23 protein-coding genes and 2 tRNA genes are annotated in these 25,340 nt (G+C 54.9%); 12 read left to right on the forward strand and 13 right to left on the reverse strand.

The window, feature by feature from the left end; genetic code table 11:
- Nucleotides 1-190: 190 nt before the first annotated feature.
- Entirely contained in the window at nucleotides 191-1,276 is a 1,086-nt protein-coding gene (gene mltB, locus F8R23_RS08475) for a lytic murein transglycosylase B (RefSeq protein ID WP_151415478.1), read from the reverse strand.
- Between the two features lie 289 nt (nucleotides 1,277-1,565).
- Here mltB and F8R23_RS08480 point away from each other — a divergent pair, with 289 nt between their 5' ends.
- Nucleotides 1,566-2,006, forward strand: a complete 441-nt coding sequence (locus tag F8R23_RS08480) for a type II toxin-antitoxin system HicB family antitoxin (protein ID WP_112348776.1) — start codon at nucleotides 1,566-1,568, stop codon at nucleotides 2,004-2,006.
- Nucleotides 2,007-2,561: 555 nt separating this feature from the next.
- Nucleotides 2,562-2,636, forward strand: a complete 75-nt coding sequence (gene ypdK / locus F8R23_RS08485) for a membrane protein YpdK (protein ID WP_112349011.1) — start codon at nucleotides 2,562-2,564, stop codon at nucleotides 2,634-2,636.
- A gap of 75 nt (nucleotides 2,637-2,711) precedes the next feature.
- Here the strand turns inward: ypdK and F8R23_RS08490 are convergent, their stop codons facing one another.
- From F8R23_RS08490 to F8R23_RS08500, 3 genes are all read right to left on the reverse strand, one after another.
- Nucleotides 2,712-3,236, reverse strand: a complete 525-nt coding sequence (locus tag F8R23_RS08490; protein ID WP_099063684.1) for a cytochrome b — start codon at nucleotides 3,234-3,236, stop codon at nucleotides 2,712-2,714.
- A gap of 111 nt (nucleotides 3,237-3,347) precedes the next feature.
- Nucleotides 3,348-4,568 (reverse strand): alanine transaminase, encoded by a 1,221-nt coding sequence (gene alaC, locus F8R23_RS08495; RefSeq protein WP_112348774.1) that lies wholly within the window; start codon nucleotides 4,566-4,568, stop codon nucleotides 3,348-3,350.
- 121 nt (nucleotides 4,569-4,689) lie between these two features.
- A complete protein-coding gene (locus tag F8R23_RS08500) occupies nucleotides 4,690-5,229 on the reverse strand; it encodes a GNAT family N-acetyltransferase (protein WP_129936607.1) in 540 nt (179 codons plus the stop codon).
- A 188-nt stretch (nucleotides 5,230-5,417) separates the two neighbouring features.
- On the opposite strand from F8R23_RS08500, the gene F8R23_RS08505 reads away from it, so the two are divergent.
- The 3 genes from F8R23_RS08505 (at nucleotide 5,418) to F8R23_RS08515 (ending at nucleotide 9,194) form a co-directional block, all read left to right on the forward strand.
- Nucleotides 5,418-6,662 carry a DUF1479 domain-containing protein gene (locus F8R23_RS08505; RefSeq protein WP_151415479.1) on the forward strand — a complete coding sequence of 415 codons (1,245 nt, stop codon included), beginning with the start codon at nucleotides 5,418-5,420 and terminating at the stop codon, nucleotides 6,660-6,662.
- Nucleotides 6,663-6,771: 109 nt separating this feature from the next.
- Complete coding sequence (locus F8R23_RS08510; RefSeq protein ID WP_112349010.1) at nucleotides 6,772-8,463, forward strand: sensor histidine kinase; 1,692 nt, start codon at nucleotides 6,772-6,774, stop codon at nucleotides 8,461-8,463.
- Nucleotides 8,460-9,194 carry a LytR/AlgR family response regulator transcription factor gene (locus tag F8R23_RS08515; protein WP_129936609.1) on the forward strand — a complete coding sequence of 245 codons (735 nt, stop codon included), beginning with the start codon at nucleotides 8,460-8,462 and terminating at the stop codon, nucleotides 9,192-9,194. Before F8R23_RS08510 ends, F8R23_RS08515 begins: the two co-directional genes overlap by 4 nt.
- Before the next feature lie 10 nt (nucleotides 9,195-9,204).
- Here F8R23_RS08515 and F8R23_RS08520 read toward each other — a convergent pair whose 3' ends face one another.
- Nucleotides 9,205-9,531 (reverse strand): DUF2502 domain-containing protein, encoded by a 327-nt coding sequence (locus F8R23_RS08520; protein ID WP_129936610.1) that lies wholly within the window; start codon nucleotides 9,529-9,531, stop codon nucleotides 9,205-9,207.
- 397 nt (nucleotides 9,532-9,928) lie between these two features.
- On the opposite strand from F8R23_RS08520, the gene F8R23_RS08525 reads away from it, so the two are divergent.
- Nucleotides 9,929-11,155, forward strand: coding sequence for an L-lactate MFS transporter (locus tag F8R23_RS08525; RefSeq protein ID WP_151415480.1), 1,227 nt, complete (start codon nucleotides 9,929-9,931; stop codon nucleotides 11,153-11,155).
- Nucleotides 11,156-11,219: 64 nt separating this feature from the next.
- Here F8R23_RS08525 and glk read toward each other — a convergent pair whose 3' ends face one another.
- Nucleotides 11,220-12,185, reverse strand: a complete 966-nt coding sequence (gene glk / locus F8R23_RS08530; RefSeq protein ID WP_112349009.1) for a glucokinase — start codon at nucleotides 12,183-12,185, stop codon at nucleotides 11,220-11,222.
- 341 nt (nucleotides 12,186-12,526) lie between these two features.
- Between glk and F8R23_RS08535 the strand changes: the two genes are divergently transcribed.
- Complete coding sequence (locus F8R23_RS08535) at nucleotides 12,527-13,774, forward strand: ion channel protein (protein WP_129936613.1); 1,248 nt, start codon at nucleotides 12,527-12,529, stop codon at nucleotides 13,772-13,774.
- On the opposite strand, the gene F8R23_RS08540 is transcribed toward F8R23_RS08535, so the two are convergent.
- Nucleotides 13,771-14,463, reverse strand: coding sequence for an aspartate/glutamate racemase family protein (locus F8R23_RS08540; RefSeq protein ID WP_112348769.1), 693 nt, complete (start codon nucleotides 14,461-14,463; stop codon nucleotides 13,771-13,773). The two genes, F8R23_RS08535 and F8R23_RS08540, sit on opposite strands and share 4 nt — an antisense overlap.
- A gap of 66 nt (nucleotides 14,464-14,529) precedes the next feature.
- Entirely contained in the window at nucleotides 14,530-14,982 is a 453-nt protein-coding gene (locus F8R23_RS08545; protein ID WP_112348768.1) for a multidrug/biocide efflux PACE transporter, read from the reverse strand.
- 100 nt (nucleotides 14,983-15,082) lie between these two features.
- Here F8R23_RS08545 and F8R23_RS08550 point away from each other — a divergent pair, with 100 nt between their 5' ends.
- Nucleotides 15,083-15,973, forward strand: a complete 891-nt coding sequence (locus F8R23_RS08550) for a LysR family transcriptional regulator (protein ID WP_112348767.1) — start codon at nucleotides 15,083-15,085, stop codon at nucleotides 15,971-15,973.
- On the opposite strand, the gene F8R23_RS08555 is transcribed toward F8R23_RS08550, so the two are convergent.
- Complete coding sequence (locus F8R23_RS08555) at nucleotides 15,949-17,610, reverse strand: alpha-keto acid decarboxylase family protein (protein WP_151415481.1); 1,662 nt, start codon at nucleotides 17,608-17,610, stop codon at nucleotides 15,949-15,951. The genes F8R23_RS08550 and F8R23_RS08555 overlap by 25 nt on opposite strands.
- A gap of 248 nt (nucleotides 17,611-17,858) precedes the next feature.
- Here F8R23_RS08555 and mgrA point away from each other — a divergent pair, with 248 nt between their 5' ends.
- Nucleotides 17,859-18,848 (forward strand): L-glyceraldehyde 3-phosphate reductase, encoded by a 990-nt coding sequence (gene mgrA / locus F8R23_RS08560; RefSeq protein WP_129939183.1) that lies wholly within the window; start codon nucleotides 17,859-17,861, stop codon nucleotides 18,846-18,848.
- Between the two features lie 230 nt (nucleotides 18,849-19,078).
- Entirely contained in the window at nucleotides 19,079-19,489 is a 411-nt protein-coding gene (locus tag F8R23_RS08565) for a DUF2502 domain-containing protein (protein ID WP_085117959.1), read from the forward strand.
- Between the two features lie 44 nt (nucleotides 19,490-19,533).
- On the opposite strand, the gene F8R23_RS08570 is transcribed toward F8R23_RS08565, so the two are convergent.
- Complete coding sequence (locus F8R23_RS08570; RefSeq protein WP_112348763.1) at nucleotides 19,534-20,766, reverse strand: Nramp family divalent metal transporter; 1,233 nt, start codon at nucleotides 20,764-20,766, stop codon at nucleotides 19,534-19,536.
- 378 nt (nucleotides 20,767-21,144) lie between these two features.
- Between F8R23_RS08570 and F8R23_RS08575 the strand changes: the two genes are divergently transcribed.
- Nucleotides 21,145-22,332, forward strand: a complete 1,188-nt coding sequence (locus F8R23_RS08575) for a NupC/NupG family nucleoside CNT transporter (RefSeq protein WP_099063669.1) — start codon at nucleotides 21,145-21,147, stop codon at nucleotides 22,330-22,332.
- Between the two features lie 125 nt (nucleotides 22,333-22,457).
- Here the strand turns inward: F8R23_RS08575 and F8R23_RS08580 are convergent.
- Nucleotides 22,458-22,533 (reverse strand) — tRNA-Ala (locus F8R23_RS08580).
- A 60-nt stretch (nucleotides 22,534-22,593) separates the two neighbouring features.
- Nucleotides 22,594-22,669, reverse strand: a tRNA-Ala gene (locus F8R23_RS08585).
- Nucleotides 22,670-22,976: 307 nt separating this feature from the next.
- On the opposite strand from F8R23_RS08585, the gene F8R23_RS08590 reads away from it, so the two are divergent.
- Nucleotides 22,977-23,762, forward strand: coding sequence for a formate/nitrite transporter family protein (locus F8R23_RS08590; RefSeq protein WP_129936617.1), 786 nt, complete (start codon nucleotides 22,977-22,979; stop codon nucleotides 23,760-23,762).
- Between the two features lie 72 nt (nucleotides 23,763-23,834).
- Here F8R23_RS08590 and gltX read toward each other — a convergent pair whose 3' ends face one another.
- Nucleotides 23,835-25,244 (reverse strand): glutamate--tRNA ligase, encoded by a 1,410-nt coding sequence (gltX, locus tag F8R23_RS08595; protein WP_151415482.1) that lies wholly within the window; start codon nucleotides 25,242-25,244, stop codon nucleotides 23,835-23,837.
- Nucleotides 25,245-25,340 lie beyond the last annotated feature (96 nt).

Consider the following 25,340-nt stretch of genomic DNA (forward strand, 5'->3'; position numbering starts at 1 on the left):
AAAAAAGGCCGCTTCCGCGGCCTCAGACTACGGACAAAGCCCGCTATTAGGGAGAGCGTGCCGAAGGGGTCGTAGCGGCTTGCCCGCCGGAGTGCCCCTCGGTGCGCTGGCCCGGGTATCTCTGATTCAAAAACAACTTTGTCATCAAAATCAGGCCGCTTCTGCGGCCTTTTCCATTATTTGCCCAGCATCAGAATCCGCCACGCGCCGAGCGGCCCACCGCTTCGCCCAGTTGCCACACCGCCATCGCATAATGGGTGCTGTGGTTGTAGCGGGTAATGGTGTAGAAGTTAGGTAAACCGTACCAATACTGGTAACTGGTCCCCATATCCAGGCGCAGCAGGCTGGCTTCCTGATTGTCGCCAAGCGACCCTTGCGGCGTCAGCCCGGCCTCAGACAAACTGGCAACCGAGTAGCGGGTTTTAAAGCCATTCTCCAACCCAGGAGCCTGACCGTTGGCCGGCACGGCCACAGGTTCACCCTTGGTCCAGCCGTGCGCTTTAAAGTAGTTGGCGACGCTGCCGATGGCATCCACAGGATCCCACAGGTTAACGTGGCCGTCACCGTTGAAATCAACAGCATAACTCTTGAACGAGGACGGCATAAACTGGCCGTAACCCATTGCTCCGGCGAAAGAACCGCGTAACTCCAGCGGATCATCCCCTTCAGTACGCGACATCAGCAGGAAGGTTTCCAGCTCGCCGGCAAAGTAATCGGCACGACGTGGGTAGTTGAAAGCCAGAGTAGACAACGCATCGATAATGCGGGTTTTACCCATCACGCGGCCCCAACGGGTTTCAACGCCGATAATGCCGACAATGATCTCTGGCGGCACGCCGTAGACCTGGTAAGCACGCTGCAGCGCTTCCTGGTACTGATTCCAGAACTGCACGCCATTTTGCACGTTATCCGGCGTGATAAACTTATTGCGGTACCGCAGCCAGGAACCGTTCGGGCCAGACGGCGCCTGAGTGGTTGGCGTCGGAGCCTGGCGATCCATCAGCCGCAGTACAGAGTCCAGGCGTTTGGCCTGGGCCAGCACGTCATGCAGTTGCTGACGATCAAAACCGTGTTCCTGCACCATTTTATCGATAAAACGGGCGGTGTTCGGATTGTTGGCGAAATCACCGCCCAGCGGCTGGCCGGAATGCGCTGGTGTCAGCAAAAAACCGCCTTTGACGCTATTGTCCTGAGGCGTGGCTGGGGTCGACTTCGGCCCGCTGCTACAGGCAGTGAGTAAGGTAAGCAGAGGGAGAAGAACAACTAAATGACGCATCGGATATCCATATAAGCCAGGCCAGTGATAAGTGTGGGTTATGTTAATCCATTGTCAGGTGCGAACAAACTGGATTATGTCGCCGATCACACCGCCACAAGCCAAAACTCAAGAAAACGTGACGGGCAGCACAGAAACAACGAAAGACTTAGGGTAAGCGGCTGCACCAACGGCAACCAATACCCGCTGCCAATGAGAACAACTATCATCTCCACCCGGTACAACACTGGCTATCTGTGGGGCAAGCGGTCACAATGCCACATCATTCCCGGCCCAAACAGGAAATACCATGTCTTGCCACTATCCCGCCCACTACGCCTTTGATAACGACAGCGATGCCTGGCAGATTCACTTTCGTGATTTCCCTGAACAACAGGCCGCCTGCTATAAACGTGAAGACATAGAACTGGAAGCGCAGGAAAGCCTGCTGATTGCCATTGCGCTGGAAATGGAAGAAGGCCGCCCGGTGCCGCCCCCTTCCCGCCCCCTGCAGGATGAACTGACGATCCACCTGCCGGTGCTGGTTAAACTCAAGCTCGAACTGCATAACATTATGCTGGCCGGAACCACCTCAAAAGCGGAACTGGCACGTAAACTGGGCTTTAACGCCGGGCAAATGGATCGCCTGCTGGACGTTGCCTATGCCTCCAAGGTCGAAGCTCTGGAGCAGGCTCTTTACCTGTTGGGCTATGAGATACAAACTTCGGTAGCAGAAATTCGCCAACAATAAAAAATATTTTTGCCGAGGGCTAAATTTCCGCCACTTTTCGCCGATGTGTTCATTACCGAATCATCAAGAGCAAAAGTGAAGGCTAAAAATGGAGTGGAGTCGCCGCAATATCTGGACCGTTATTCTGCTGTCGTGCCTTGTCTTCTGGGCCATCCTGCTGACCGGTGCCAACGCCGTCGCCTGATCCCTTTTCATAACATCACAGCAAACACAATAATAAAGCCCGCTTAAGCGGGCTATTCCCCTTTTCCCTGATAAAAAAGCGAAATAAAAATCGTTTAAAAACAGTCTGCGCTGGTTAAAAAACCGTCAAAAAGTGTGATCAAAAACACAGTATTGTAATCTGGCTGGCATTGGGAGTACATTAACGCCGATCCTGTCGTGGTTCATGTTTTACCTCACGGACTTTGAAGCACGACAACCGGGTAATCTGTGGTCAAGGACGTTGTTCTTCCTATTGAAGGATCCGCCTCTCCACTGCCGACTACCCACAAAATACTCAGCACAACAATCGGGATCATTGGCTTGCGAGGGACTCCAGACGGGAGTTGTTCAGTGAAATATTTTGTATTTGGCGTTTCATTCATGTTGGTTACATGGATTGGCACCTTTATGCTGATGGTTGCATAACCACGGCATGACCGGGAATATAGATACATAGATAAAGGGGCGCACCAGCGCCCCTTTGTTGTTTCTGAATCTGGGCTATTTGCCCGGCATCATGCGGCGTAAGGTGTCATCCTTGCGCAGATAATGGTGGTAAAGCGCCGCCAGCGTATGTGCACCAATGATGAAATAACCGGTATTGGCCAGGGTCTCATGAGTACTTTTGATAAGCCGACGCAGCAGGGGATCCGGCGTAACGAACTGCGGCACCTGCCAACCCAGTAGCACCCACTCCTTCCCGCCGTAAGCCAGCGTCAACACCCCCAGCACCGGTAAAGCCAGGAACAGCAGATACAGCAACCAGTGGAAAATTTTGGCGCCCCATTCCTGCCATTCTTCAAGCGGCGGTGTGGTGGCCGGCGTGCCATGTCGCCGACGTAACCCCAGCCGGATGAACATCAGCAAAAAGACCGCAAGGCCAAAATTAAAGTGCAGATTTTTTACCAGCGATGCCAGGTCATCCGGCACCGAATCCTTTAACAGCATCGCCGCATAGGTGAGGATCACCATCAGTAGCGTCAGCCAGTGCAACACAATTTGTGATTTTGCATAGCGGTTACCCATACACTCATCCTGATAAATAAAGAAAATCTTATTGGATCATAGTGGGTAAATGATGAAGAAAACCTTAGCGGCGAGAAAAAAGGCCGGTGCGAATGCGCCGGCCTGAAGCAATTATTTGGTGGTGCTCGGTTTGATCAACCCATCCGCCCGGAACATGGCTTTGATACCGCGTACCGCCTGACGGATGCGATCCTGATTTTCTATCAGCGCGAAACGCACATGGGTGTCACCGTAGTCACCAAAGCCGATACCTGGCGATACGCAAACCTTGGCCTCTGCCAACAGGCGTTTGGCAAACTCCAGTGAACCGAGATGCGCATAAGGCTCGGGAATTTTGGCCCAGACGTACATCGCAGCCTTCGGGTTTTCCACCATCCAGCCCGCTTCATGCAGCCCTTTCACCAGCACATTGCGGCGCTGACGGTACTGTTCCGCGATATCCCGCACGCACTGCTGATCGCCTTCCAGCGCAGCTATGGCGGCAACCTGCAGTGGCGTAAAGGTACCGTAGTCGTGGTAACTCTTGATGCGCGCCAGCGCGTTGACCAACTCCGGGTTACCGACCATAAAGCCGATACGCCAGCCCGCCATATTGTAACTTTTCGACAGGGTGAAAAATTCCACCGCGATATCTTTGGCGCCAGGCACCTGCATAATCGAGGGTGCTTTCCAGCCGTCATATACAATGTCGGCATAGGCCAGATCGTGGACCACCAGCACGTCGTATTGCTTGGCCAGCGCGACCACGCGTTCAAAAAAGTCCAGTTCCACACACTGGGCGGTCGGGTTCGACGGGAAGCCGAGGATCATCATTTTCGGACGAGGAATGGTTTCACGAATAGCGCGCTCCAGCTCACCAAAGAAATCCACACCCTCCACCAACGGCACCGAACGCACCTGGGCACCGGCAATCACCGCACCGTAAATGTGAATAGGGTAGCTCGGGTTCGGCACCAGTACGGTGTCACCATGGTCTAACGTCGCCAGCATCAGGTGTGCCAGCCCTTCTTTTGAACCTATGGTGACAATGGCTTCGCTTTCGGGATCGATCTCCACCTGGTAGCGGTCGGCGTACCAGCGTGAAATAGCACGACGTAAACGCGGAATACCCCGCGAAGTGGAATAACCGTGGGTGTCGTCACGCTGGGCAACGGTGCAGAGTTTTTCCACGATGTGCGGCGGCGTTGGCCCGTCGGGGTTACCCATGCTGAAATCGATAATATCCTCGCCACGACGGCGTGCAGCCATCTTCAGTTCGGCGGTGATGTTGAATACATAAGGGGGAAGACGTTCAATACGCGTGAAACGGCGTTGCGGACTATTATCAGCCATAGATACCTCGAAGAGACGTTAGCGCCCGGACCATCCGAGCGACGCTGGCCAACCTAAAGATTGACCGGATATTGAACATATCCCAGCTTCGGCAGGGTTGTCGATACCCGGCACAACTTTTTTATTTTCCGGCCTTAAACTCCCTGGCCAGCAGCCCGAAGTGCCAGTCATCACGCCACTGCCCCGCCAGCCGGTAATTATCGCGCAGCGTACCTTCCAGCAGAAAGCCACAGGACTCCAGCAACCGGCGCGAGGCAATATTGCCGGCGGTCACCGTCGCGGTCAGCTTATGGAAACCGCAGCCATTAAAACCAAAGTCCAGCACCGCACGCAGTGATTCCTTGCCATAGCCCTTACCTTGCGCGGACGGCAGCAAGGCGTATCCCACTTCCGCCTGTTGATTAGGCAGCCACATCGGACGAAAACCGGTCATGCCAGCCACTTCTCCGCTCTCTTTCTCTCGCAACACCAAGCACAGCCATTGATCCAAATGCTTGTCCCAGGTTGGTAAACGGGCCTCGAAACGACTGAGGATGCCCTCATCGCTGTACGGGTCGGAGATGTAGCGGATCACATCAGGATCCTTATACAGGCGTAAAAACAGCGGCCAGTCATCGGCAGTCAACGACTCCAGGGTCAAACGCTCAGTTACCAACTTCATTGCTTCTGTCTCCTAAAAACAAAAATCTCCGAAAAACGAAAATGAGGAAGTTACGAATGAAAGATATCCCTTTATTTTCCCCTATTAAATCCAGATAATCATTAACGTCAAAACAACAAAACCATAACGCCTTACCCGGTCCCCTACAACCGTCCGTCGTTGCCCATCCGCAACACGAGGAGAACACCATGGCTTCCTTACAGATTGACGATATTCCAGGCGCAATTAAAACTGTCAAACAACAACTGCGCCAGGCATTACCGAATTACCGTGAGACCTTCCTGGCACTGGAAGACAATATCCGTCAGCAGGTCGAACAAATCCGCCAGGAGCTGGCCGCCGGTCAAAACCCGGTGCCGCAAATCGATGCCGAAGATATCCTGCAACAGCGCGTCAGCGAGCAGCAAAAAGCGCTGATCAAACAGCGTGGCGCCTGCGCCATTCGCGGCGTGTTCCCCCGCGACAAAGCCACGGCCTGGAACCGGGAAATCGGCGACTACCTCGAGCGCAACAACTTCGTCGAACGCCTGAAAGGGGCCGCCGAAGACAATTACTTCGGCAAACTGGCCGCCAGCAAGCCACAAATCTACGGCATTTACTGGTCAAAACCGCAGGTGGAAGCCCGCCAGGACGCCCGTATGCACGCGGTACAGGTATTCCTTAACAGCCTGTGGAAAACCGAAAGCAACGGAAAACAGCATTTTGACCCAACGCGCGTCGCCACCTACGCCGATCGGACCCGTCGCCGTCCGCCGAATTCCTCTTCGCTGGGCCTGTCGCCACACGTAGACAGCGGCACCATTGAGCGCTGGCTGGATGAGAACTTCCGTTACGTCTATCGCCACGTGTTCTCCGGCAACTGGCAGGATTATGATCCGTTCGCCGCCGACGGCCGCACCGAAGTGCGTGAAATCGCTTCACCGGCGGTGTGCTCGATGTTCCGCACCTTCCAGGGGTGGACGGCGCTGACGCCGCAGCGCACCAATGCCGGCACGCTGAATCTGGTCCCCATTGCCAACGCCATGGCCTACGTGCTGTTGCGTGCGCTGCAGGATGACGTCGCCGACGATGATCTGTGCGATGCCGCCCCGGGCCGTGCGCTGTCGATCTCCGAAAAATGGCATCCCCTTTTAATCAGTGGGATTTCCCCTATTCCCGATTTAGAGCCAGGCGACACGGTTTTCTGGCACTGCGACGTGATCCACGCGGTGGAAAACGAGCATAACGGCGAGTTCGACAGCAACGTAATGTATATCGCTGCCGCGCCGGGCTGCGAGAAAAACGATGCCTATCTGCAGCGCCAACTACCCAGCTTTATTGCCGGTAAAACCCCGCCGGATTTCGCTCCCGACGATTTCGAAGTGGATTTCATCGGCCGAGCCACACTTGAATTGCTGACACCGCTCGGCAAGGAACAGCTGGGCATCAAATAGCGCAAGTTCCCCGTGGCGCGCCGCCCGGCCGCACGGGGACAATTCGCTGTGATATACTCCCCGCATCTTTCCGCCGCAGCGAGAGCCCGTCGTGCACCCTTTTTTTGAAATGCTGTTAGCGGTATTTGATCGCGCCGCGTTGATGTTGATCTGCCTGTTTTTCCTCACCCGCACCCGGTTGTTCCGCCAGTTGCTGCAAAAAGAAGACCATACGCCGCTGGAACTGGGCATGGTCACCGCCATCTTCTCGCTGTTTGCGCTGTTCAGCACCTATTCCGGCGTTAACGTTGAAGGTTCGCTGGTCAACGTACGGGTGATCGCCATCATGGCCGGCGGTATCCTGTTCGGCCCCTGGGTGGGGATCATTACCGGCATCATCGCCGGGGTGCACCGGTATCTGATCGATATTGATGGCATTACCTCGGTTCCCTGCCTGATCACCAGCATCATTGCCGGTATCAGCGCCGGATATATCAACCTGAAGGTGAAAAAAGAGCAGCGCTGGCGCGCCGGGATCATCGGCGGCATGCTGTGCGAATGCCTGACCATGCTGTTGATTGTGCTGTGGGCCAAGCCGACCGAACTGGGGCTGGATATCGTCTCCAAAATCGCGCTACCGATGATCCTCGGTACGGTGTGCATTGGTCTGATTGTGCTACTGGTGCAGAGCGTGGAAGATGAAAAAGAAGTGATCGCCGCCCGGCAGGCCAAACTGGCGCTGGATATTGCCCGCAAAACGCTGCCGTATTTCCGCAATATCAACAGTGAATCGCTGGCCACCATCTGTGACATTATTCGCCAGGACATTCAGGCCGATGCGGTGGCTATCACCGATACCCATCAGGTACTGGCCTATGTCGGCGTGGGTGAAGAGGCTTACCCGATCGGCCGTGAAGGGCTGAGCCGGGTGACCCGTGAAAGTATCCGGCACGGCAAGATCATCATCAAAAATAATCTGGAAAACCCGGCCACGCCGCAGATCCACTCGCAATTGGTGATCCCGCTGTGGGAAAAAGGCGAAGTGACCGGCGCGCTGAAAATTTACTACTGCCATGCACACCAGATCACCAATACGCTGAAGGTGATGGCAGTGGGCCTGTCGCAAATTATCTCCACCCAAATGGAGGTGTCGCGCATTGAACATCTGCGGCAGATGGCAGACAAAGCGGAAATGCGCGCTCTGCAGAGCAAGATCAACCCGCACTTCCTGTTCAACGCGCTGAACGCCATTTCGTCCTCGATCCGCATCAATCCGGACACCGCGCGCCAACTGATTATCAACCTGTCCCGCTACCTGCGCTATAACCTGGAGTTGAACGACGAGTTGATCGACATCCGCAAGGAATTGCACCAAATTCAGGATTATATCGCCATCGAACAGGCGCGCTTCGGTGCCAAGCTGACGGTGATTTATGACATCGATGACGATATCTCGGTGCGCATCCCCAGCCTGCTGATCCAGCCGCTGGTGGAGAACGCCATCGTGCACGGCATTCAACCCTGCAAAGGCAAGGGAGTGGTGGTGATTGCGGTGAAAGATCAGGGTGACCGGGTCAGGATTTCGGTCAAAGATACCGGCCACGGTATTGACCCGCAGGTCATCGAACGGGTAGCGCGCAATGAGATGCCTGGGCACAATATCGGCCTGCTGAATGTGCATCACCGGGTGTCCCTGCTGTACGGCGAAGGGTTGCGCATTCGTCGTCTGGAACCAGGCACCGAAATTGCCTTTTATATCAGTAAAAATGGCGGCAAACTGCCGGTAGAGAACAGCGCACTGCCGGCCGGGGAACCCTCATGAAAGCCATCATCGTTGAAGACGAGTTCCTCGCTCAGGAAGAACTCAGCTATCTGATCAAAAAACACAGCAATATCGTTATCGAAGCCACCTTCGAAGACGGGTTGGACGTGCTGAAATACCTGCAGAACCATCAGGTCGATGCCATTTTCCTCGACATCAATATCCCGTCGCTGGATGGGGTATTACTGGCGCAGAACATCAGCAAATTCGCCCATCGCCCTTCTATTGTGTTCATCACCGCCTATAAAGAGCATGCGGTGGAAGCCTTCGAAATCGAGGCCTTTGACTACATCCTCAAGCCTTATCACGAGGCGCGTATCGTCACCATGCTGCAAAAGCTGGAGGCGCTGCATAACCGCCCCGCCAGCCTGCCGGAACAGGCCAGCGCGCCGAACCGCAGCAGCCATAGCATTAACCTGATCAAAGACGAACGGATTATCGTTACCGACATCAACGACATTTACTATGCCGCCGCCGATGAGAAAGTGACACGGGTGTATACCCGACGCGAAGAGTTTGTGATGCCGATGAACCTGACCGAGTTTTACGGTCGTCTGCCTGAAGAACATTTCTTCCGCTGTCACCGCTCCTACTGCGTCAATCTGTCAAAAATTCGCGAGATCGTACCCTGGTTCAACAACACCTATATTCTGCGGCTGAGCGATCTGGATTTTGAAGTGCCGGTCAGCCGCAGCAAGGTGAAAGAGTTTCGCAAACTGATGCGTTTATAATCGCCAGCAGTTACCAGCGTGGCCCTGGGCGATAGTAATAGCCCGGCGGCGGTGGCATACGGTAATGTGGACGATCGCGCCATTCACGTCGTGGTGGGCCGTAATAAATCACCCGTGGCGGTGGGCCATAGTAATAACCGCGCGGGCGTTCATAGCCTCGGTGTTCAGACCACCAGCGTGGATCCCGCCAGCGACCGCCGTCCCAATAGTGACCGCGATTATCGCGATCGCCAATGTGCAATGAAAGGCCTGGTACATTGACGCCAATCGATACGTCTGCGTGGCTCACCAACGGTAGCGACAGCAGTGCGGCTAATAACAACAGTATTTTCTTCATCTCAACGACTCCTGCAGAGCGGAACCCGTCCGTACGCAGATAACATAGTTCTGCGCCAGCCGCCGCTCTATAGGAACAATGCCCATTTACGCCTTTCACACAGATCCTTCACAATTTGACCACAATCACCGCCGGGTGATCGGCGATAAATCGCTAACATTCTTGATATAGATCACGTGACACCCGCTGCATTTCACTCCCTTTTAAGCGCAAAAACGGCAACTCATGCGCCTTCTGATGCATTTCATTCCTCCCCTTGTGCAACTCATTCCCGATCCGCCGTCCAGTGGTATTACCAGCCTTATAATAAGCCCATACCGCGGGGCCTTAGACGCTATCCGCAAATTTCCGCCAACGGCTAACGCCCGGCAATGCACACACAGGAAGGAGTCCGGCCATGAACACCAAACCGGCAAATCGCAGCTTAATCGTTCTGGGGACCATCATCTGCCAGATGGGTCTCGGTACTATCTATACCTGGAGCCTGTTCAACCAGCCGTTGGTCGATAAGTTCCACTGGGGCCTCGGCGACGTTGCCACCACCTTCTCCATCACCAGCTTCTTCCTGGCTTTCGCCACGCTGTTTGCCGGCAAACTTCAGGAACGCTTCGGTATCCGCAACCTGACGCTGTTCTCCGGTATCCTGGTGGGTCTGGGCCTGATGGCCAGCGCCTACGTCAGCTCACTGAATATGGTCTATCTGCTGGCCGGCGTGGTAGTCGGATTCGCGGTAGGTATCGCTTACATCTCTACCCTGTCTAACCTGATCAAGTGGTTCCCGGCCAACAAAGGGCTGATCTCCGGTATCTCGGTCGGGGCTTTCGGTACCGGTAGCCTGCTGTTCAAATACGTTAACGCCGCACTGATTGCCGACGTCGGCGTGTCCTCCGCCTTCTTCTACTGGGGTGCCATTGTGATGGCGCTGATCGTGTTCGGCTCCCTGCTGTTGAAAGAACCGGTACTGGTGAGCAACTCTGCACAGCAAGGCACCCACGGCCTGGGCAATGACTACAGCGTGCGCCAGATGCTGGCCACCAAAGAAGCCTACCTGCTGTTCATCATTTTCTTCGCAGCCTGTATGAGTGGCTTGTACCTGATTGGTATCGTGAAGGACATGGGCGTGCAACTGGCCGGAATGGATTTAGCTACTGCCGCCAACACCGTTTCTGCCGTCGCTATCTTCAACACTGCGGGCCGTATCATTCTGGGTACGTTGTCCGATAAAGTGGGCCGCATGCGCGTCATCAGCTTCACCATGCTGGTTACCGTACTGGCGATTGTGGCGCTGAGCTTCCTTACCCTGAACCACACGCTGTTCTTTATCTGCGTCGGCGCCGTCGCCTTCTGCTTCGGTGGCAACATCACCGTGTTCCCAGCGATTGTCGGTGACTTCTTCGGCCTGAAAAACCACAGCAAAAACTACGGCATCATCTATCAGGGCTTCGGTCTGGGCGCACTGGCCGGTTCGTTTGTCGCCAAATACTTCGGCGGCTTCCATGCCACCTTCATCGTGATTGGCGTGTTGTCAGTGGCTTCTCTGATAATCACCCTGTTCATCAAGGCACCGAAAGCGGTAGCGCAGGAAGAAGAACACTTCCCGCAGACGGAGCTGGCAAAAGCCTAACTCCTCAAACGATAAAAGGGGCGCAACTTATCGGTTGCGCCCCTTTTTTTATCACTACGATTAATTACAGATGCATTCCCAGCGTTTGACGCAGGTGAGCGCCTGCACCCAGCAGGCCAGGTTGTCCGTGGGTGATCATAAATACCGGAATGTCGTGCACGTAATCTTTGAAACGCCCTTTATCTTCGAACGCCGCACGGAAGCCAGAGGCTTTAAAGAACTCCATAAAGCGCGGCACTATGCCCCCGGCAATATAAACGCCGCCAAAGGTGCCCAGGCTCAGCGCCAGATTGCCGCCGAAACGCCCTAGAATGACGCAGAACAGCGACAAGGCGCGGCGACAATCAATGCAACTGTCGGCCAGTGCGCGCTCGGTAATGTCCTTTGGCTCCAGCTTTTCCGGCAGGCGCTTATCCGACTTAACGATAGCGCGGTAGAGATTGACCAGTCCCGGCCCGGACAGTACGCGCTCGGCAGACACATGGCCCACTTCGGCGCGTAACACCTCCAGAATGATATCTTCTTCTTCACTGTTCGGTGCGAAGTCCACATGGCCGCCCTCGCCCGGCAGGCTCACCCAGCGACGGTTAACGTGCACCAGGTGCGCCACCCCCAGACCGGTGCCGGCGCCATACACTGCAATCGGCTTGTCTTTCTGCGCGCTGCCACCGCCGAACTGCAACACATCGTCTTGCGACAGCATCGGGATCGCCATCGACACGGCGGTAAAGTCGTTGATCACTTCCAGGTGGCTCAGCCCCAGGCTGGCCTTCATCTCTTTGATCGAGAACGCCCAGGTATGGTTAGTCATCGCTACCCAGTCTTCAGTGACCGGGCAGGCAATGGCAATACAGGCGTCCTGCACCTGGATATCCTGCTCGGCTAAATATTGGCGGATCACCGCCTCCAGACTGTCAAACTCCAGGCCGGAATAGGTTTTCGCCTGGGTAATTTCACCCGTCGCCACAGTGCACAACGCCAGGCGAGCATTGGTGCCGCCTACATCACCTACGAGGGCATAAGTCATCAGTATCTTCTCCGCGAAATGAATAATTGAAAGCTGCCCACACTGTAAAATCCCGCTGCAAAAACAACAATCACCATCCTTCACGCGGCCATCCATTAGCGATCCAGATCACAAAAAACGTTTCAGCCCGTCCCTTTCAGGGCGATTTGAAACAAATTGCGGCAAAAAACGCGCTACCACGGCTGTTAACCATCAACACAGAAAGGCACTATTAATCGGCTGTGGCCCTAGGCCTGGCCGGAAATTTCTTTGCGTGCCAGAGTGCTGATTGTCTGGCACGCTGTGGTCACAATTCAATCACCCGTTCGCCCTGCCATCCGGGGCCATTAACAAGGGATCCCCGCATGTTGCACCCGCGCGCCAATGCCATGTTGGCTTTCGCTCTGCCCGCTCTCGTTATCGGCTCGGCTTCAAGCCTGGTGCTCATTCTGGTGATGAAATTCGCCGATGCACTGCAGCGGCTGCTGTGGGTGAATATTCCTGCGGCTATGAATATCGACACCCAGTCGCCCTGGTGGTTGATCGGCATTCTGACGCTGACCGGTGTCGCCGTTGGGCTGATAATCCGCTATATGCCCGGCCATGCGGGGCCTGATCCGGCAACGGAATCGCTGATCGGCATGCCTCTGCCCTTGTCGGCGGTGCCCGGCCTTGCGCTGGCACTGATCGTTGGCCTGGTCGGTGGCGTCAGCCTGGGGCCGGAAAACCCGATCACTGCCATCAATATTGCGCTGGTGGTGGCTATCGGTTCGCGCCTGCTGCCGAGAGTCCCGCGCATGGACTGGATTATTCTGGCCGCAGCCGGCACCATCGGCGCACTGTTCGGCACTCCGGTTGCCGCTGCGCTGATCTTTTCACAAACGCTGGCAGGTAATAATGACGTGCCGCTGTGGGATCGGCTGTTTGCCCCGCTGATGGCAGCAGCAGCCGGTGCGGTCACCACCCAACTCTTTTTCACCCCGAACTTTACCCTGCAGCTTGATGCCTATGGCGTTACCCGGCTGACAGATATTTTCAGTGGATCTATCGTCGCGCTGATCGCCATCGCGCTGGGCATGGTGGCGCTGTGGAGTTTTCCGCATATCCATCGCCTGTTCCATTCGATCAAGAACCCGGTACTGATGCTGGGGCTGGGCGGTTTTGTGCTTGGGTTGCTGGCGTTAATCGGTGGCGACATCACCCTGTTTAAAGGGCTCGATGAAATGAAGCGGCTGGCGATAGGCGAGAATTTTTCGGTCACGGAACTGCTGCTGATTACACTGAGTAAATTGGCGGCTCTGGTGATTGCTGCCGCCAGCGGCTTTCGTGGTGGGCGCATCTTCCCGGCAGTGTTTGTCGGGGTAGCGCTGGGCCTGATGCTGCATCAGCATGTTCCGGCGGTACCGGCGGCGATTACCGTTTCCTGCGCCATTATGGGGTTGGTGCTGGTGGTCACGCGTGACGGCTGGCTCAGCCTGTTTATGGCCGTTGCGGTGGTGCCGGAGTTGCACCTGCTGCCGGTGCTGTGTGTGGTGATGCTGCCCGCCTGGCTGGTGCTGGCGGGCAAACCGCTGATGCTGGTGGGTAAACTCCAACCGCCGCACGACGATTAGGCTAACGAGTATTCTGCTGCTGCGCGCGCATGGATAGCGGTGGTATCAAATACCGGCACTGACGCATCCTGCGCGCCAACCAGCAGACCAATCTCGGTGCAGCCGAAAATAATCCCCTGAGCGCCCTGCTGTTCCAGATTGCCGATAATACGGCGATACTCATCGCGCGACGCATCGCGGATTTTCCCCAGGCACAGCTCTTCATAAATAATGCGGTGCACAATGTCGCGATCGGCCGCCACCGGGGTGACCACCTCAATGTCATACTTTTCCTGCAGTCGCCCGCGATAAAACTCTTGTTCCATGGTAAAACGCGTGCCGAGCAGCCCAACGCGGCGAATATCCTGCTGACGCACCTGCAACGCCGTGGCGTCGGCGATGTGGATCAGCGGTAAGCCGCTGGCCTGTTCAACCGCATCCGCTACCTTGTGCATGGTGTTGGTACAAATGACGATAGCCTGTGCCCCCGCGGCACGCAGTGAGGCCGCAGCGGCAGCCAGCAGTTGCCCCGCCCCCTGCCAATCACCCTGATGCTGCAAGCGTTCCACCTCGTGGAAATCGACGCTGTAGAGCACAATTTTGGCCGAATGCAGGCCGCCAAGTCGCTCCTTAACCTGTTCATTGATCATGCGGTAATAAGGAATGGTCGATTCCCAGCTCATGCCGCCCAGCAGGCCCAACACTTTCATCGTTTGCTCCTCAGTCATTGCTGCAATTACCCGACATTACCTGAGAATCGCAGGGATGACGACGCCTTATTTAGCGGAGGAGTTGACCGGCTGACGAGCCTCAAACCAACGCTGACGCAGCGTATCATACGCCCAGTTATAGAACATGGTGTACGGCAAGAAGAACAGGAAGAAGCCGATCTCCAGCATAAACGCCTGTACTAAAGAAATGCTCAACATCCAGGCGGCAATGGGCACGCCGATCAACACAAAACCGGCCTCAAAGCCCAGGGCATGAAACACCCGCACCTTAAGATTACGCACCACGCGGCCCACCGGCCACAGGCGGTCAAAAACGGTGTTATAAACCATGTTCCATACCATAGCGACGGTAGACAACATCACCGCTAACGCACCGACCTGTACCATCGAACGGTTCAACAACCACGCGCCCAACGGGGCGCAGACCATCACAGCAATGGCTTCGAAACCGACGGCGTGGACGATACGTTCAATGAAAGACTTGTTTTGCAGTTGCATACATCACCTGTTTTTACTGTTGTGGCAAATAAAGTCAGGTGATTATCATCGATTTTTTGGGTAGATTAAAAATAGGTTCCATCGATAAAGTAGATACATCATGCGCTATTCTCCCGAAGCCCTACAGGCGTTTGTTGAGGCCGCCGCCCTCGGTTCTTTCTCAGCCGCCGCGCGCAAGCTGCGCAAAAGCCAGTCCACCATCAGTACGGCGATCGCCAATCTGGAAGCCGATCTCGGGCTAAGCCTGTTTGATCGCCAGGCACGCCAGCCGGTATTAACCGCCGCCGGCCACAAAGTGCTAGGCCATGTGCAGGAAATTCTCACGGCCAGCGAACGACTCGACGCGCTGAGTATTCGGCTGGCGGATAATATAGAACCCCGCCTGACCATCGTTTTTTCCGATACCTACCAGCCCACCCACCACGATCGCCTGATGCAGCACTTTGAACAACGCTATCAGGATATAGAGCTGGAGTGCATGATCGCCGAGGACGAAGACGTGTTGGATCTGTTGCAAAGTGGCCGTGCGCATCTGGGTATGGTGGAAGTGCAGGCCAGCTATCCACCGGATATCGGCTTTGCACGGCTGCCGGAACAGACGGAGATGGGGCTGTTCGTCACCCACTCGCACCCGCTGGCGCAGACGCCTTCCCCCACGCCGGAACAACTGTCCAGCACCCGCCAGCTCTATCTGAACACCTACACCGGCACCGGTGCATCTCGTCCTCAAGGCCGGGTCTGGTCGGCACCCAGTTACCTGATGCTGTTGGAAATGGCAGAGCAAGGGGTCGGTTGGGCCACATTGCCGAACTGGCTGGTGCGGCAATATGGCCATGAAAAATTAACCGAACTTAAGCCACGCGGATGGCCGAAGCTGATTTCAGTGGATGCGGTATGGTCGAAACTGACCCCGCCAGGGCCAGCGGGGTATTGGTTGCTGGAGCGTCTGCTGGAGAACGCGACGGATCAGGCCGCCGCGTTACGCGACTGAATGGCGCGCGAGACGGTATCCAGCAATTCGGGAATATCCATCTTTGGCAGCACCACTTCCACAAAAGCCAGTTGCGGGCTGTCGCCGACTTCTCTCAGCGCCTGGCGCAACTGTTCCGGTTCGGTAACCCGCAGCGTTTTTACCTGGTGTTCGCCGGCTAACGCCTGCGGCAACTGCGTCCAGTTCCACTGGGCGATATCGTTGTAGCGCTGTTGCGGGCCGTGGATAGCCCGTTCAACGGTATAACCTTCATTATTGAGCAGGAAAATCACTGGTTTCAGCCCGTCGCGCAGCATCGAGCCCAGCTCCTGCGCGGTGAGCTGTGCCGAACCGTCGCCGATTAACAGCACCACCCTACGGTCCGGCTCCGCCGTCTGGGCACCGAATGCCGCCGGCAAGGTATAGCCGATAGACCCCCACAACGACTGGACAATAAACCGGCAGCCCTGCGGCAGACTAAGCGCCGCAGCACCAAAACAGGCCGTACCCTGCTCGGCGATCACAATGTCGCTCGGCCGCAGAAAGTCCTGCATCTGTTGCCAAAAACCGTGCTGATCCAAACCACTGCCGTTCGGATCCGGTAATACCGGACGTTTAATCGCCGGTAATTGCCATTGTTTTACCAGCGTCAGCGTCAACTGGTGCAACGCAATGACCGCGTCTCGCATTGGGATCTGGCTGAAGACTTGCTGCCCTACTCGTGCTTCAAACGGCTGAATATCAATGCATTTCTCCACCGGCAGATGATGAGTGAAGCCAGCGGTAATGGTATCGGTAAAACGCACGCCGACGTTAATGACGACATCGGCTCCCTCAATCAGTTGCTTCACCTGCGGATCGCTGGCCGCACCGGCATAGGTGCCGGTAAAACAGGCATGCGTTTCATCCAATACGCTCTTACCGAGCAACAGGGTTGAATGTGGCATATCAACCTCATTCATCCACTGTGCCAGCACCTTTTCAGCCCCAAAGCGTTCCGCCAGAAAATCCGCCAGCAGGGAGACCCGCTTGGCCGGTAGCAGCATTTCCCGCGCGGCCGCGATAAAGGCTTGTAATGACACCTGAGAACAATGGGCCTGTCGCAGCATCAGCGGTGCCGGTCGGTATGCCAGCGGTGCTTCTGCCACCTCACTCGGCAACAGCAGATAAACCGGACGATGCTCAAACAACGCGATGGTAAGCAGCCGATCTATTTCTGCCTCGGCGTTGTCCGCGGTTAGGCTAGCCTGCGCGACGGTGATTTCTTTCGCCATACGGGCAAAGTGGCCGAAATCGCCATCGCCCAGAGAATGGTGCAATAAATCTCCAGCCTGCTGGGCACGTAATGTGGGGGCCCCCACTACGTGGATCACCGGCAAATATTCAGCGTAGCTGCCGGCAATGCCGTTGACCGCGCTCAGTTCACCCACGCCAAAAGTGGTCAGTAAAGCGGCAGCCGGTTTACAGCGTGCATAACCATCTGCGGCATAGGCGGCATTCAGTTCATTAGCACAGCCTACCCAGGTGATCTGCGGATGAGCGATAACATGATCGAGAAACTGCAGGTTGTAGTCCCCGGGCACGCCAAAGAAATGTCGGATACCGATCTGCGCCAAACGATCGAGTAGGTAATCGGCCACCCTATAGGTCTTATTCATGCTCATCACCTGCCAACACTTAAGATTGCCAGTATTAAGTATCGAAGATGTGGTATGAATTTCGAGCTTTGTGTTTAAAAAGGGATTGGCAACCCAGCGTTACATCGACGCACCCTTGGCAGGCATTAGGTATGCCTCATAAGTTGTATTTATAACGTTATGGCGATTAAGCGTGATCGGCGACTCTGACAAAGGCTATGGAAACGCATACACTAAAATTCATTCCACCTCTGCTGAAAAGGGTTCCTATGCTCTACCAGGCTGATTCTTCGCGTTATCAAAGTATGGAATACCGCCGCTGCGGCCGTAGCGGCCTGAAACTGCCGGCTATTTCACTCGGCTTATGGCACAACTTTGGCGACACCACGCTGTATGACAATGCGCGCAAGCTGATCCACTGCGCGTTCGATCGCGGTATTACCCACTTTGATCTGGCCAACAACTATGGTCCACCTCCTGGTTCTGCCGAGGAAAACTTCGGCCGTATTCTTAATGCGGACCTGAAGCCCTGGCGTGATGAACTGATTATCTCCTCGAAGGCCGGTTACACCATGTGGCCAGGCCCTTACGGTGACTGGGGATCGAAAAAGTATCTGGTCGCCAGCCTGGATCAAAGCCTGCAACGCACGGGGCTGGAGTACGTGGACATTTTCTACCACCATCGTCCCGATCCGGATACGCCGCTGGAAGAAACCATGGGCGCACTGGATTTGCTGGTACGTCAGGGCAAGGCACTGTACGTCGGGTTGTCAAACTATCCGGCCGACCGCGCACGCGAAGCGTTCCGCATTCTGCAAAAACTCGGCACGCCTTGCGTGATCCATCAACCCAAATACTCGATGTTCGAACGCTGGGTTGAACCCGAGTTACTGGATACGCTGGAAGAGCACGGCGTAGGTTCCATTGCCTTCTCACCGCTGGCCGGCGGTCTGTTGACCGATCGCTATCTGCACGGTATTCCACAAGATTCGCGCGCCGCCAGCGGCAGTCAGTTCCTGCAGCCCGGTCAGCTCACCGACGATAAGTTGGAAAAAGTGCGTCGACTCAATGCGTTGGCACAACAGCGTGGGCAAAAGCTGTCGCAAATGGCGCTGGCCTGGGTATTACGTGGCGATCGCGTCACTTCGGTATTGATTGGTGCCAGCAAGACCAGTCAGATTGAAGATGCGGTAGGCATGCTGGCTAACCGCAGCTTCAGCGATGACGAAATTGCCCAGATCGAACAGATATTAGTGTAATCGGTTACAGTTATCGCCGGATCCCACGCCGGCGATCGTCTATCTGCGCCAGACAAATCTTAAATCAGCTGCTCCACACCGCTTTTCAGAATCTCTCTAAGATTCAACCCTATCCCCACAGGCTAAGATGCCGCTATTGCAGGTAAAACTATAAGGCCATTTTATAAACCGATGAACGCGTTTCATTACTTATAAAACCGGCCAACCCGCTGCGGCGGAAAGGAGAATTCATGTTTAAGCCTCTGTTATTGGCCGCCCTGTTGGTGGTGTCAACGGTGCCTGTCATGCAGCAAGCCCAGGCGGACGGCCTCAGTATCGATCTGATGCCGGGCGTGTCATTACGTATCGGGGAGCAAGACAACCGTGGCCGTTACTGGGACGGTTATGACTGGCGTGACCGCGACTGGTGGCAGGGCCATCAGGGCCGCTACCTGGGCGATCGCAACCGCCGGGGCTACAACTGGGATGGTTATCGCTGGCGGGACAACGACTACTGGCGCAAAAATTATTACTATCATGAAGGCCGCTATCGCAAATACGATAAGCACTACTATAAGCATCATGATAAACACCACTGGAAAGATCGTCGTCATGATGACCGCGATCACGGTCACCGTGGTCATGGCGACCACGACGACTGACAGTAAAAGGCCGGCATGATGCCGGCCTTTCATTTAACAGGTGCTCACAGCAGGCTGCTGACCAGCAAATAACCGTTCAGCCCCACCACTACCACCACGATCAGCTTACCCATCGTCTGTATGGTACGGCTGTTCACCATCTCACCCATCAACTCACGATTGCCAGTGAACGAGAGCAATGGCACCAGTGCCAGGGCAATCCCGAAACTCAGCAGCACCTGGCTCAGCACCAGAATGCGCGTAGCGTCCATCCCCAGCATAATCACGATAAATGACGGCAGCATGGTGACCACGCGGCGTACCCACAGCGGAATGTAAAAGCGCACGAATCCCTGCATCACCACCTGCCCCGCCAGCGTGCCCACCACGGTAGAAGACAGCCCGGCAGCCACCAGGCTCAGCCCGAAAATGGTCGCTGCCGCCTGACCCAGCAAAGGTTGCAGCGTCAGATAAGCCTGGTCGAGATCGGTGACGCCACTATGTCCATTAAAATGGAAGGCCGCGGCGGCGGTGGCCATCATCGCCAAATTAACAAACCCGGCGATAGTCATGGCAATGGCGACATCGAACTTGGTAGCGGCATAGCGATCGGCCTTTGAATTCTCGCCAGCGGCCTGGGTTAACGACGAATGCAGATAAATCACGTGCGGCATAATGGTGGCGCCCAGTACGCCCGCAGCCAGAAACACCGCATCGCCGTTCGGCAAATCCGGCAGCGCCATACCTTTTAACAACGGTCCCAACTGCGGCTGGGAGAACACCAGCTCCACCATATAAGCCAGGGCGACAAACAGCAGCAGGCTGCCAATCACCCATTCCAGCGGTTTTTGCCCGCGTTTTTGCAGCATCAGGATCAGGAAGGTGGCAATACCGGTCAGGATCGCCCCTTCCAGCAGCGTTACGCCCAACAGCAGTTTGAAACCGATAGCCGCGCCAATAAACTCGGCCAGATCGGTCGCCATCGCAATGATTTCTGCCTGCACCCAATAGGCCCAGACCGCTGGGCGTGGAAAACGATCGCGAATGTGCTCCGCCAGGTTTTTACCGGTGGCAATGCCCAGTTTGGCGGACAACAGCTGGATAAGCATCGCCATCACATTGGCCCACACCACCACCCACAGCAGGGTATAGCCAAAAGAAGCCCCTGACTGGATATTGGTGGCGAAATTGCCGGGATCGATATAGCCGATAGCCGCGATAAATGCGGGCCCCATCAGGGAGAGTTTGATCTTTCTGGATGGGCGCTGAGTGGTCTCTACCACGCGACTGTTCAGCATGCTCTGAACCCTTACTTCTATTAAGCCTGAGGTTATTTTATGTAAATGATAATAATTATCAAGTGCATTTAGAGCGGTAATACTTATCTCTGCGATAGAGAAAAACCACGGGTTTAACGAAAGGTTTAGCGGGTAGATGGATATTTTCCGTACTCTGCCGAGCCTGATTCAGAGCACAATCGGTCTTATAATGGAATTAGCACAGGAATAGGAATTTCATATGGCTTCATTAAGCTATTGATTTTTTATGCTTTACCGTACTAATTTAAGATATATCCCACTATGACTTTCCATATTTGCAATAGACCTCTCGTTTTTAAACGTGGCGTTACATAAAATGACATCCGAAATTCAGCCTGCCTCAAGTTTGGAGCAAACATGTCCCATATTGCGCACTTTGCGTTGGCGTTAGTGGTGGTTGCGGTTCTGGCACTGTTAGTGTGCCGCGATCGTAAAAGCATCCGCATTCGCTACGTTATACAACTGTTGGTTATTGAAGTACTGCTGGCCTATTTCTTCCTGCATTCGGAAGCGGGTTTAGGCTTTGTAAAAGGATTCGCAGCGCTGTTTGACAAGCTGCTCGGGTTTGCTGGGCAAGGGACTGAATTTGTATTCGGCGGTATGGGTGATAAAGGTCTGGCCTTCTTCTTCCTGAAGGTACTGTGCCCGATCGTCTTCATCTCTGCGCTGATCGGTATTCTGCAATACATTAAAGTACTGCCGTTTATCATCCGCATTATTGGTACCGTGCTGTCAAAAGTAAACGGTATGGGCAAGCTGGAATCCTTCAACGCCGTCAGCTCGCTGATCCTGGGCCAGTCTGAAAACTTCATTGCCTATAAAGATATTCTGGGCAAGATGTCAGAAAAGCGCATGTACACCATGGCAGCAACCGCGATGTCTACGGTTTCCATGTCCATCGTCGGTGCTTACATGACCATGTTGGATGCCAAGTTTGTGGTCGCCGCGCTGGTACTGAACATGTTCAGCACCTTTATCGTGCTGTCATTGGTCAATCCGTATGACACCAGTAAAGAAGAAGAACTGCATCTGGGTAATCTGCACGAAGGCCAGAGCTTCTTCGAAATGTTGGGTGAATACATTCTGGCTGGTTTTAAGGTAGCCATTATCGTTGCTGCGATGCTGATTGGCTTTATCGCCCTGATCGCCGCGCTCAACGGCCTGTTCAGCGCCATCTTCGGCCTGAGCTTCCAGGAAATCCTGGGCTACTTCTTCTATCCATTCGCCTGGATTATGGGTATTCCTAAGCACGAAGCGTTGCAGGTAGGCAGCATCATGGCGACCAAACTGGTTTCCAACGAATTCGTGGCAATGATGGAACTGCAGAAAATCTCTGCTGAACTCTCTCCTCGCAGCATGGGGATCCTGTCGGTGTTCCTGGTTTCCTTCGCCAACTTCTCTTCCATCGGTATCGTTGCCGGTGCGATTAAAGGGCTGAACGAGCATCAGGGCAACGTGGTGTCCCGCTTTGGTCTGAAGCTGGTATACGGTTCTACGCTGGTCAGCATCCTGTCTGCGTCCATCGCAGGCCTGGTTCTGGGCTAAGCCGAAACCTCAGTGAGACAAAGGTCGCTTCGGCGGCCTTTTTTAATGCCTGTAATTCGGTGTTCGGGATGGAGGAGGAAAGACAGAAAGCAAAAAGCCGACCCTGAGGTCGGCTTTTCAAATGGTGGTGGAGCTAGACGGGATCGAACCGTCGACCTCTTGCATGCCATGCAAGCGCTCTCCCAGCTGAGCTATAGCCCCACAAAAGTGGTACGCTTTAACCGGCGTTACGGTATTCCCCAACCCCTCTGAGATAAGGGTTGGTGGAGCTAGACGGGATCGAACCGTCGACCTCTTGCATGCCATGCAAGCGCTCTCCCAGCTGAGCTATAGCCCCAATCCACAATCACAAAATCCTGTGAACGGGGCGCATAATATGAAACCCCTGAAACACTGTCAACGGCTAAATTGAATTACTCGATTAAGCGCTGAAAAAGCCGCCAAATCAGCGCGTTTCACGCTAAAAAATCGCCAGGACGGGTAAAAATCAGCCATTACCCTGGTCATCTCACAAAACGCAAAAAACCTTATCTATTGTGTTGATTTTTATTTAATGGAATGTTAGCGAAATACGCTTGAGTCATCATCCCCACAGGCATAGACTGCCCGCGTCGTAAAATCCACAACTATAAACCGAGTCAGTTATGTCGTTGCATTCACCAAAAGAAATCGCTGCGTTAGCCATTCAGGCCGGCGTAAACAAAAGCCAGGCGTCACTCGCCAATCTGCTCATTCTGGGCTTTCTCGCCGGTGCCTTTATCGCTACCGGCTTCCTGCTGGATATCCATGTGATCGGCACCCTGCCGGCCGAATGGGGCTCGTTTGGGGCATTACTGGGCGCCGCCGTGTTCCCGATCGGTCTGATCCTGACAATTCTGGCCGGAGGAGAGTTACTGACCGGTAATATGATGACTCTGCCGATGGCCTGGTTTGCCCGCCAAATATCGCTGTTTGCCATTCTGCGCAACTGGTTCTGGGTCACTCTGGCCAACCTGGTCGGCAGCGTGGCCGTTGCCTATTTCTTTGGCCACCTGCTTGGCATGACAGAAGGGGCATTCCTGCACAAAACCTTGTCCATCGCGCAAGCCAAAGTGGATGCTGACTTCCTGCACGCATTTATTTCCGGCGTCGGCTGTAATTGGCTGGTGTGTCTGGCGGTGTGGCTGGCCTTTGCCAGCAAAGACGTGCCGGGAAAAGTGATTGGCATGTGGTTCCCGGTGATGGCTTTCGTCGCTATCGGTTTCCAGCACGTGGTGGCGAACATGTTCATTATCCCGGCGGCCATCTTTGCCGGTGGCATGAGCTGGAGCCAGTATCTGCCCAACTTCACCGCCGTGTTTCTCGGTAACGCATTGGGCGGCGCAGGCTTCGTCGGCCTGATGTATTTTCTCGCCTACCGCCCCGCCGTTCCGGCCAGCGAACAGGCCTGATCAACACCGATAAAAAAGCCCCGGGATTGCTCCACGGGGCTTTTTCATTCACAGACTGGGAAACTATCAGCCTTAAGCTTCACGCCCGGCAATGAAAGCCAGCGCCAGGTCGATGCGCTGCAGAGAACGTTTCTGACCAATAGCATGAACGGTAACATCCATACCCGGTGACTGACCGGCACCGGTCACCGCTACGCGCAGCGGCATGCCGACCTTGCCCATACCTACACCCAGCTCATCAGCCGTGCCCTGAATGGCGTCATGCACGTTTTCCGGGGTCCAGGCAGTGATAGCAGCCAGTTTGGCACGTACTGCCTCCAGCGGCTGGCGTGCAACCGGACGCAGGTGTTTCTTGGCAGCATCAGCGTCGAACTCGCTGAAATCTTCGTAGAAGTAACGGCAGGACTCGGCCATTTCCTTCAGCGTTTTGCAGCGCTCGCCCAGCAGCTTAACAATATCTTTCAGCTCAGGACCATTGCGGGTTTCAATACCCAGTTGCTCAACATGCCACGCCAGGTGCACCGCCACTTCTTCGGCAGGCATATGGTTAATGTAGTGGTGGTTGAGCCACTGCAGCTTCTCAGTATTGAAGGCGCTGGCAGATTTGTTGATCGCTTCCAGAGTAAAGAACTCTTTCATCTCATCAATAGAGAAGATTTCCTGATCGCCATGGGACCAACCCAGACGCACCAGATAGTTCAGCAGCGCCTGCGGCAGATAGCCGTCATCGCGATACTGCATTACGCCTACTGCACCGTGGCGTTTCGACAGTTTTTTGCCGTCGTCACCGAGGATCATCGAAACGTGCGCGTATTCCGGTACTGACGCGCCCAGCGCTTTCAGAATGTTGATCTGACGCGGGGTGTTGTTGATGTGGTCTTCGCCGCGGATCACGTGGGTGATTTCCATATCCCAGTCATCCACCACTACGCAGAAGTTATAGGTCGGTGAACCGTCGGTACGGCGAATGATCAGGTCATCCAGCTCCTGGTTGCTGAATTCGATCGGGCCACGGATCTTGTCATCGAAGATAACCGAGCCTTCCTGCGGGTTACGGAAACGCACCACGTAGGGTTCGTCGTCGGTATGGCTGCACTGGCTGTCACGGCAATGACCGTCGTAACGTGGTTTTTCACCGTTTTCCATCTGCGTTTCACGCAGCGCTTCCAGACGTTCCTTCGAGCAATAGCATTTATAGGCGGTATTCTGCACCAGCATGTCGTCAATCACCGCGTTATAGCGGTCAAAACGCTTGGTCTGGAAGTACGGGCCTTCGTTCCAATCCAGGTTTAACCAGTTCATGCCATCCATAATTGCGTCAATAGCGTCCTGGGTTGAACGTTCCAGATCGGTATCTTCGATACGCAGAACGAACTCACCGCCCATATGGCGGGTGAACAACCAGGAGTAAAGCGCAGTACGGGCGCCACCGACGTGAAGATAGCCGGTTGGGCTCGGTGCAAAACGGGTTTTGATTTTCATTGGGTTCACTGCCTTATTACGCAACGCGTGTCGGCGGTTGCCGACGATTGCTCGGAATTTAAAAAAGTGGGCAACATTGTACCACCACGCGCTAAT

This window comes from Serratia proteamaculans, from assembly GCF_008830365.1.
Lineage (GTDB): Bacteria > Pseudomonadota > Gammaproteobacteria > Enterobacterales > Enterobacteriaceae > Serratia > Serratia proteamaculans.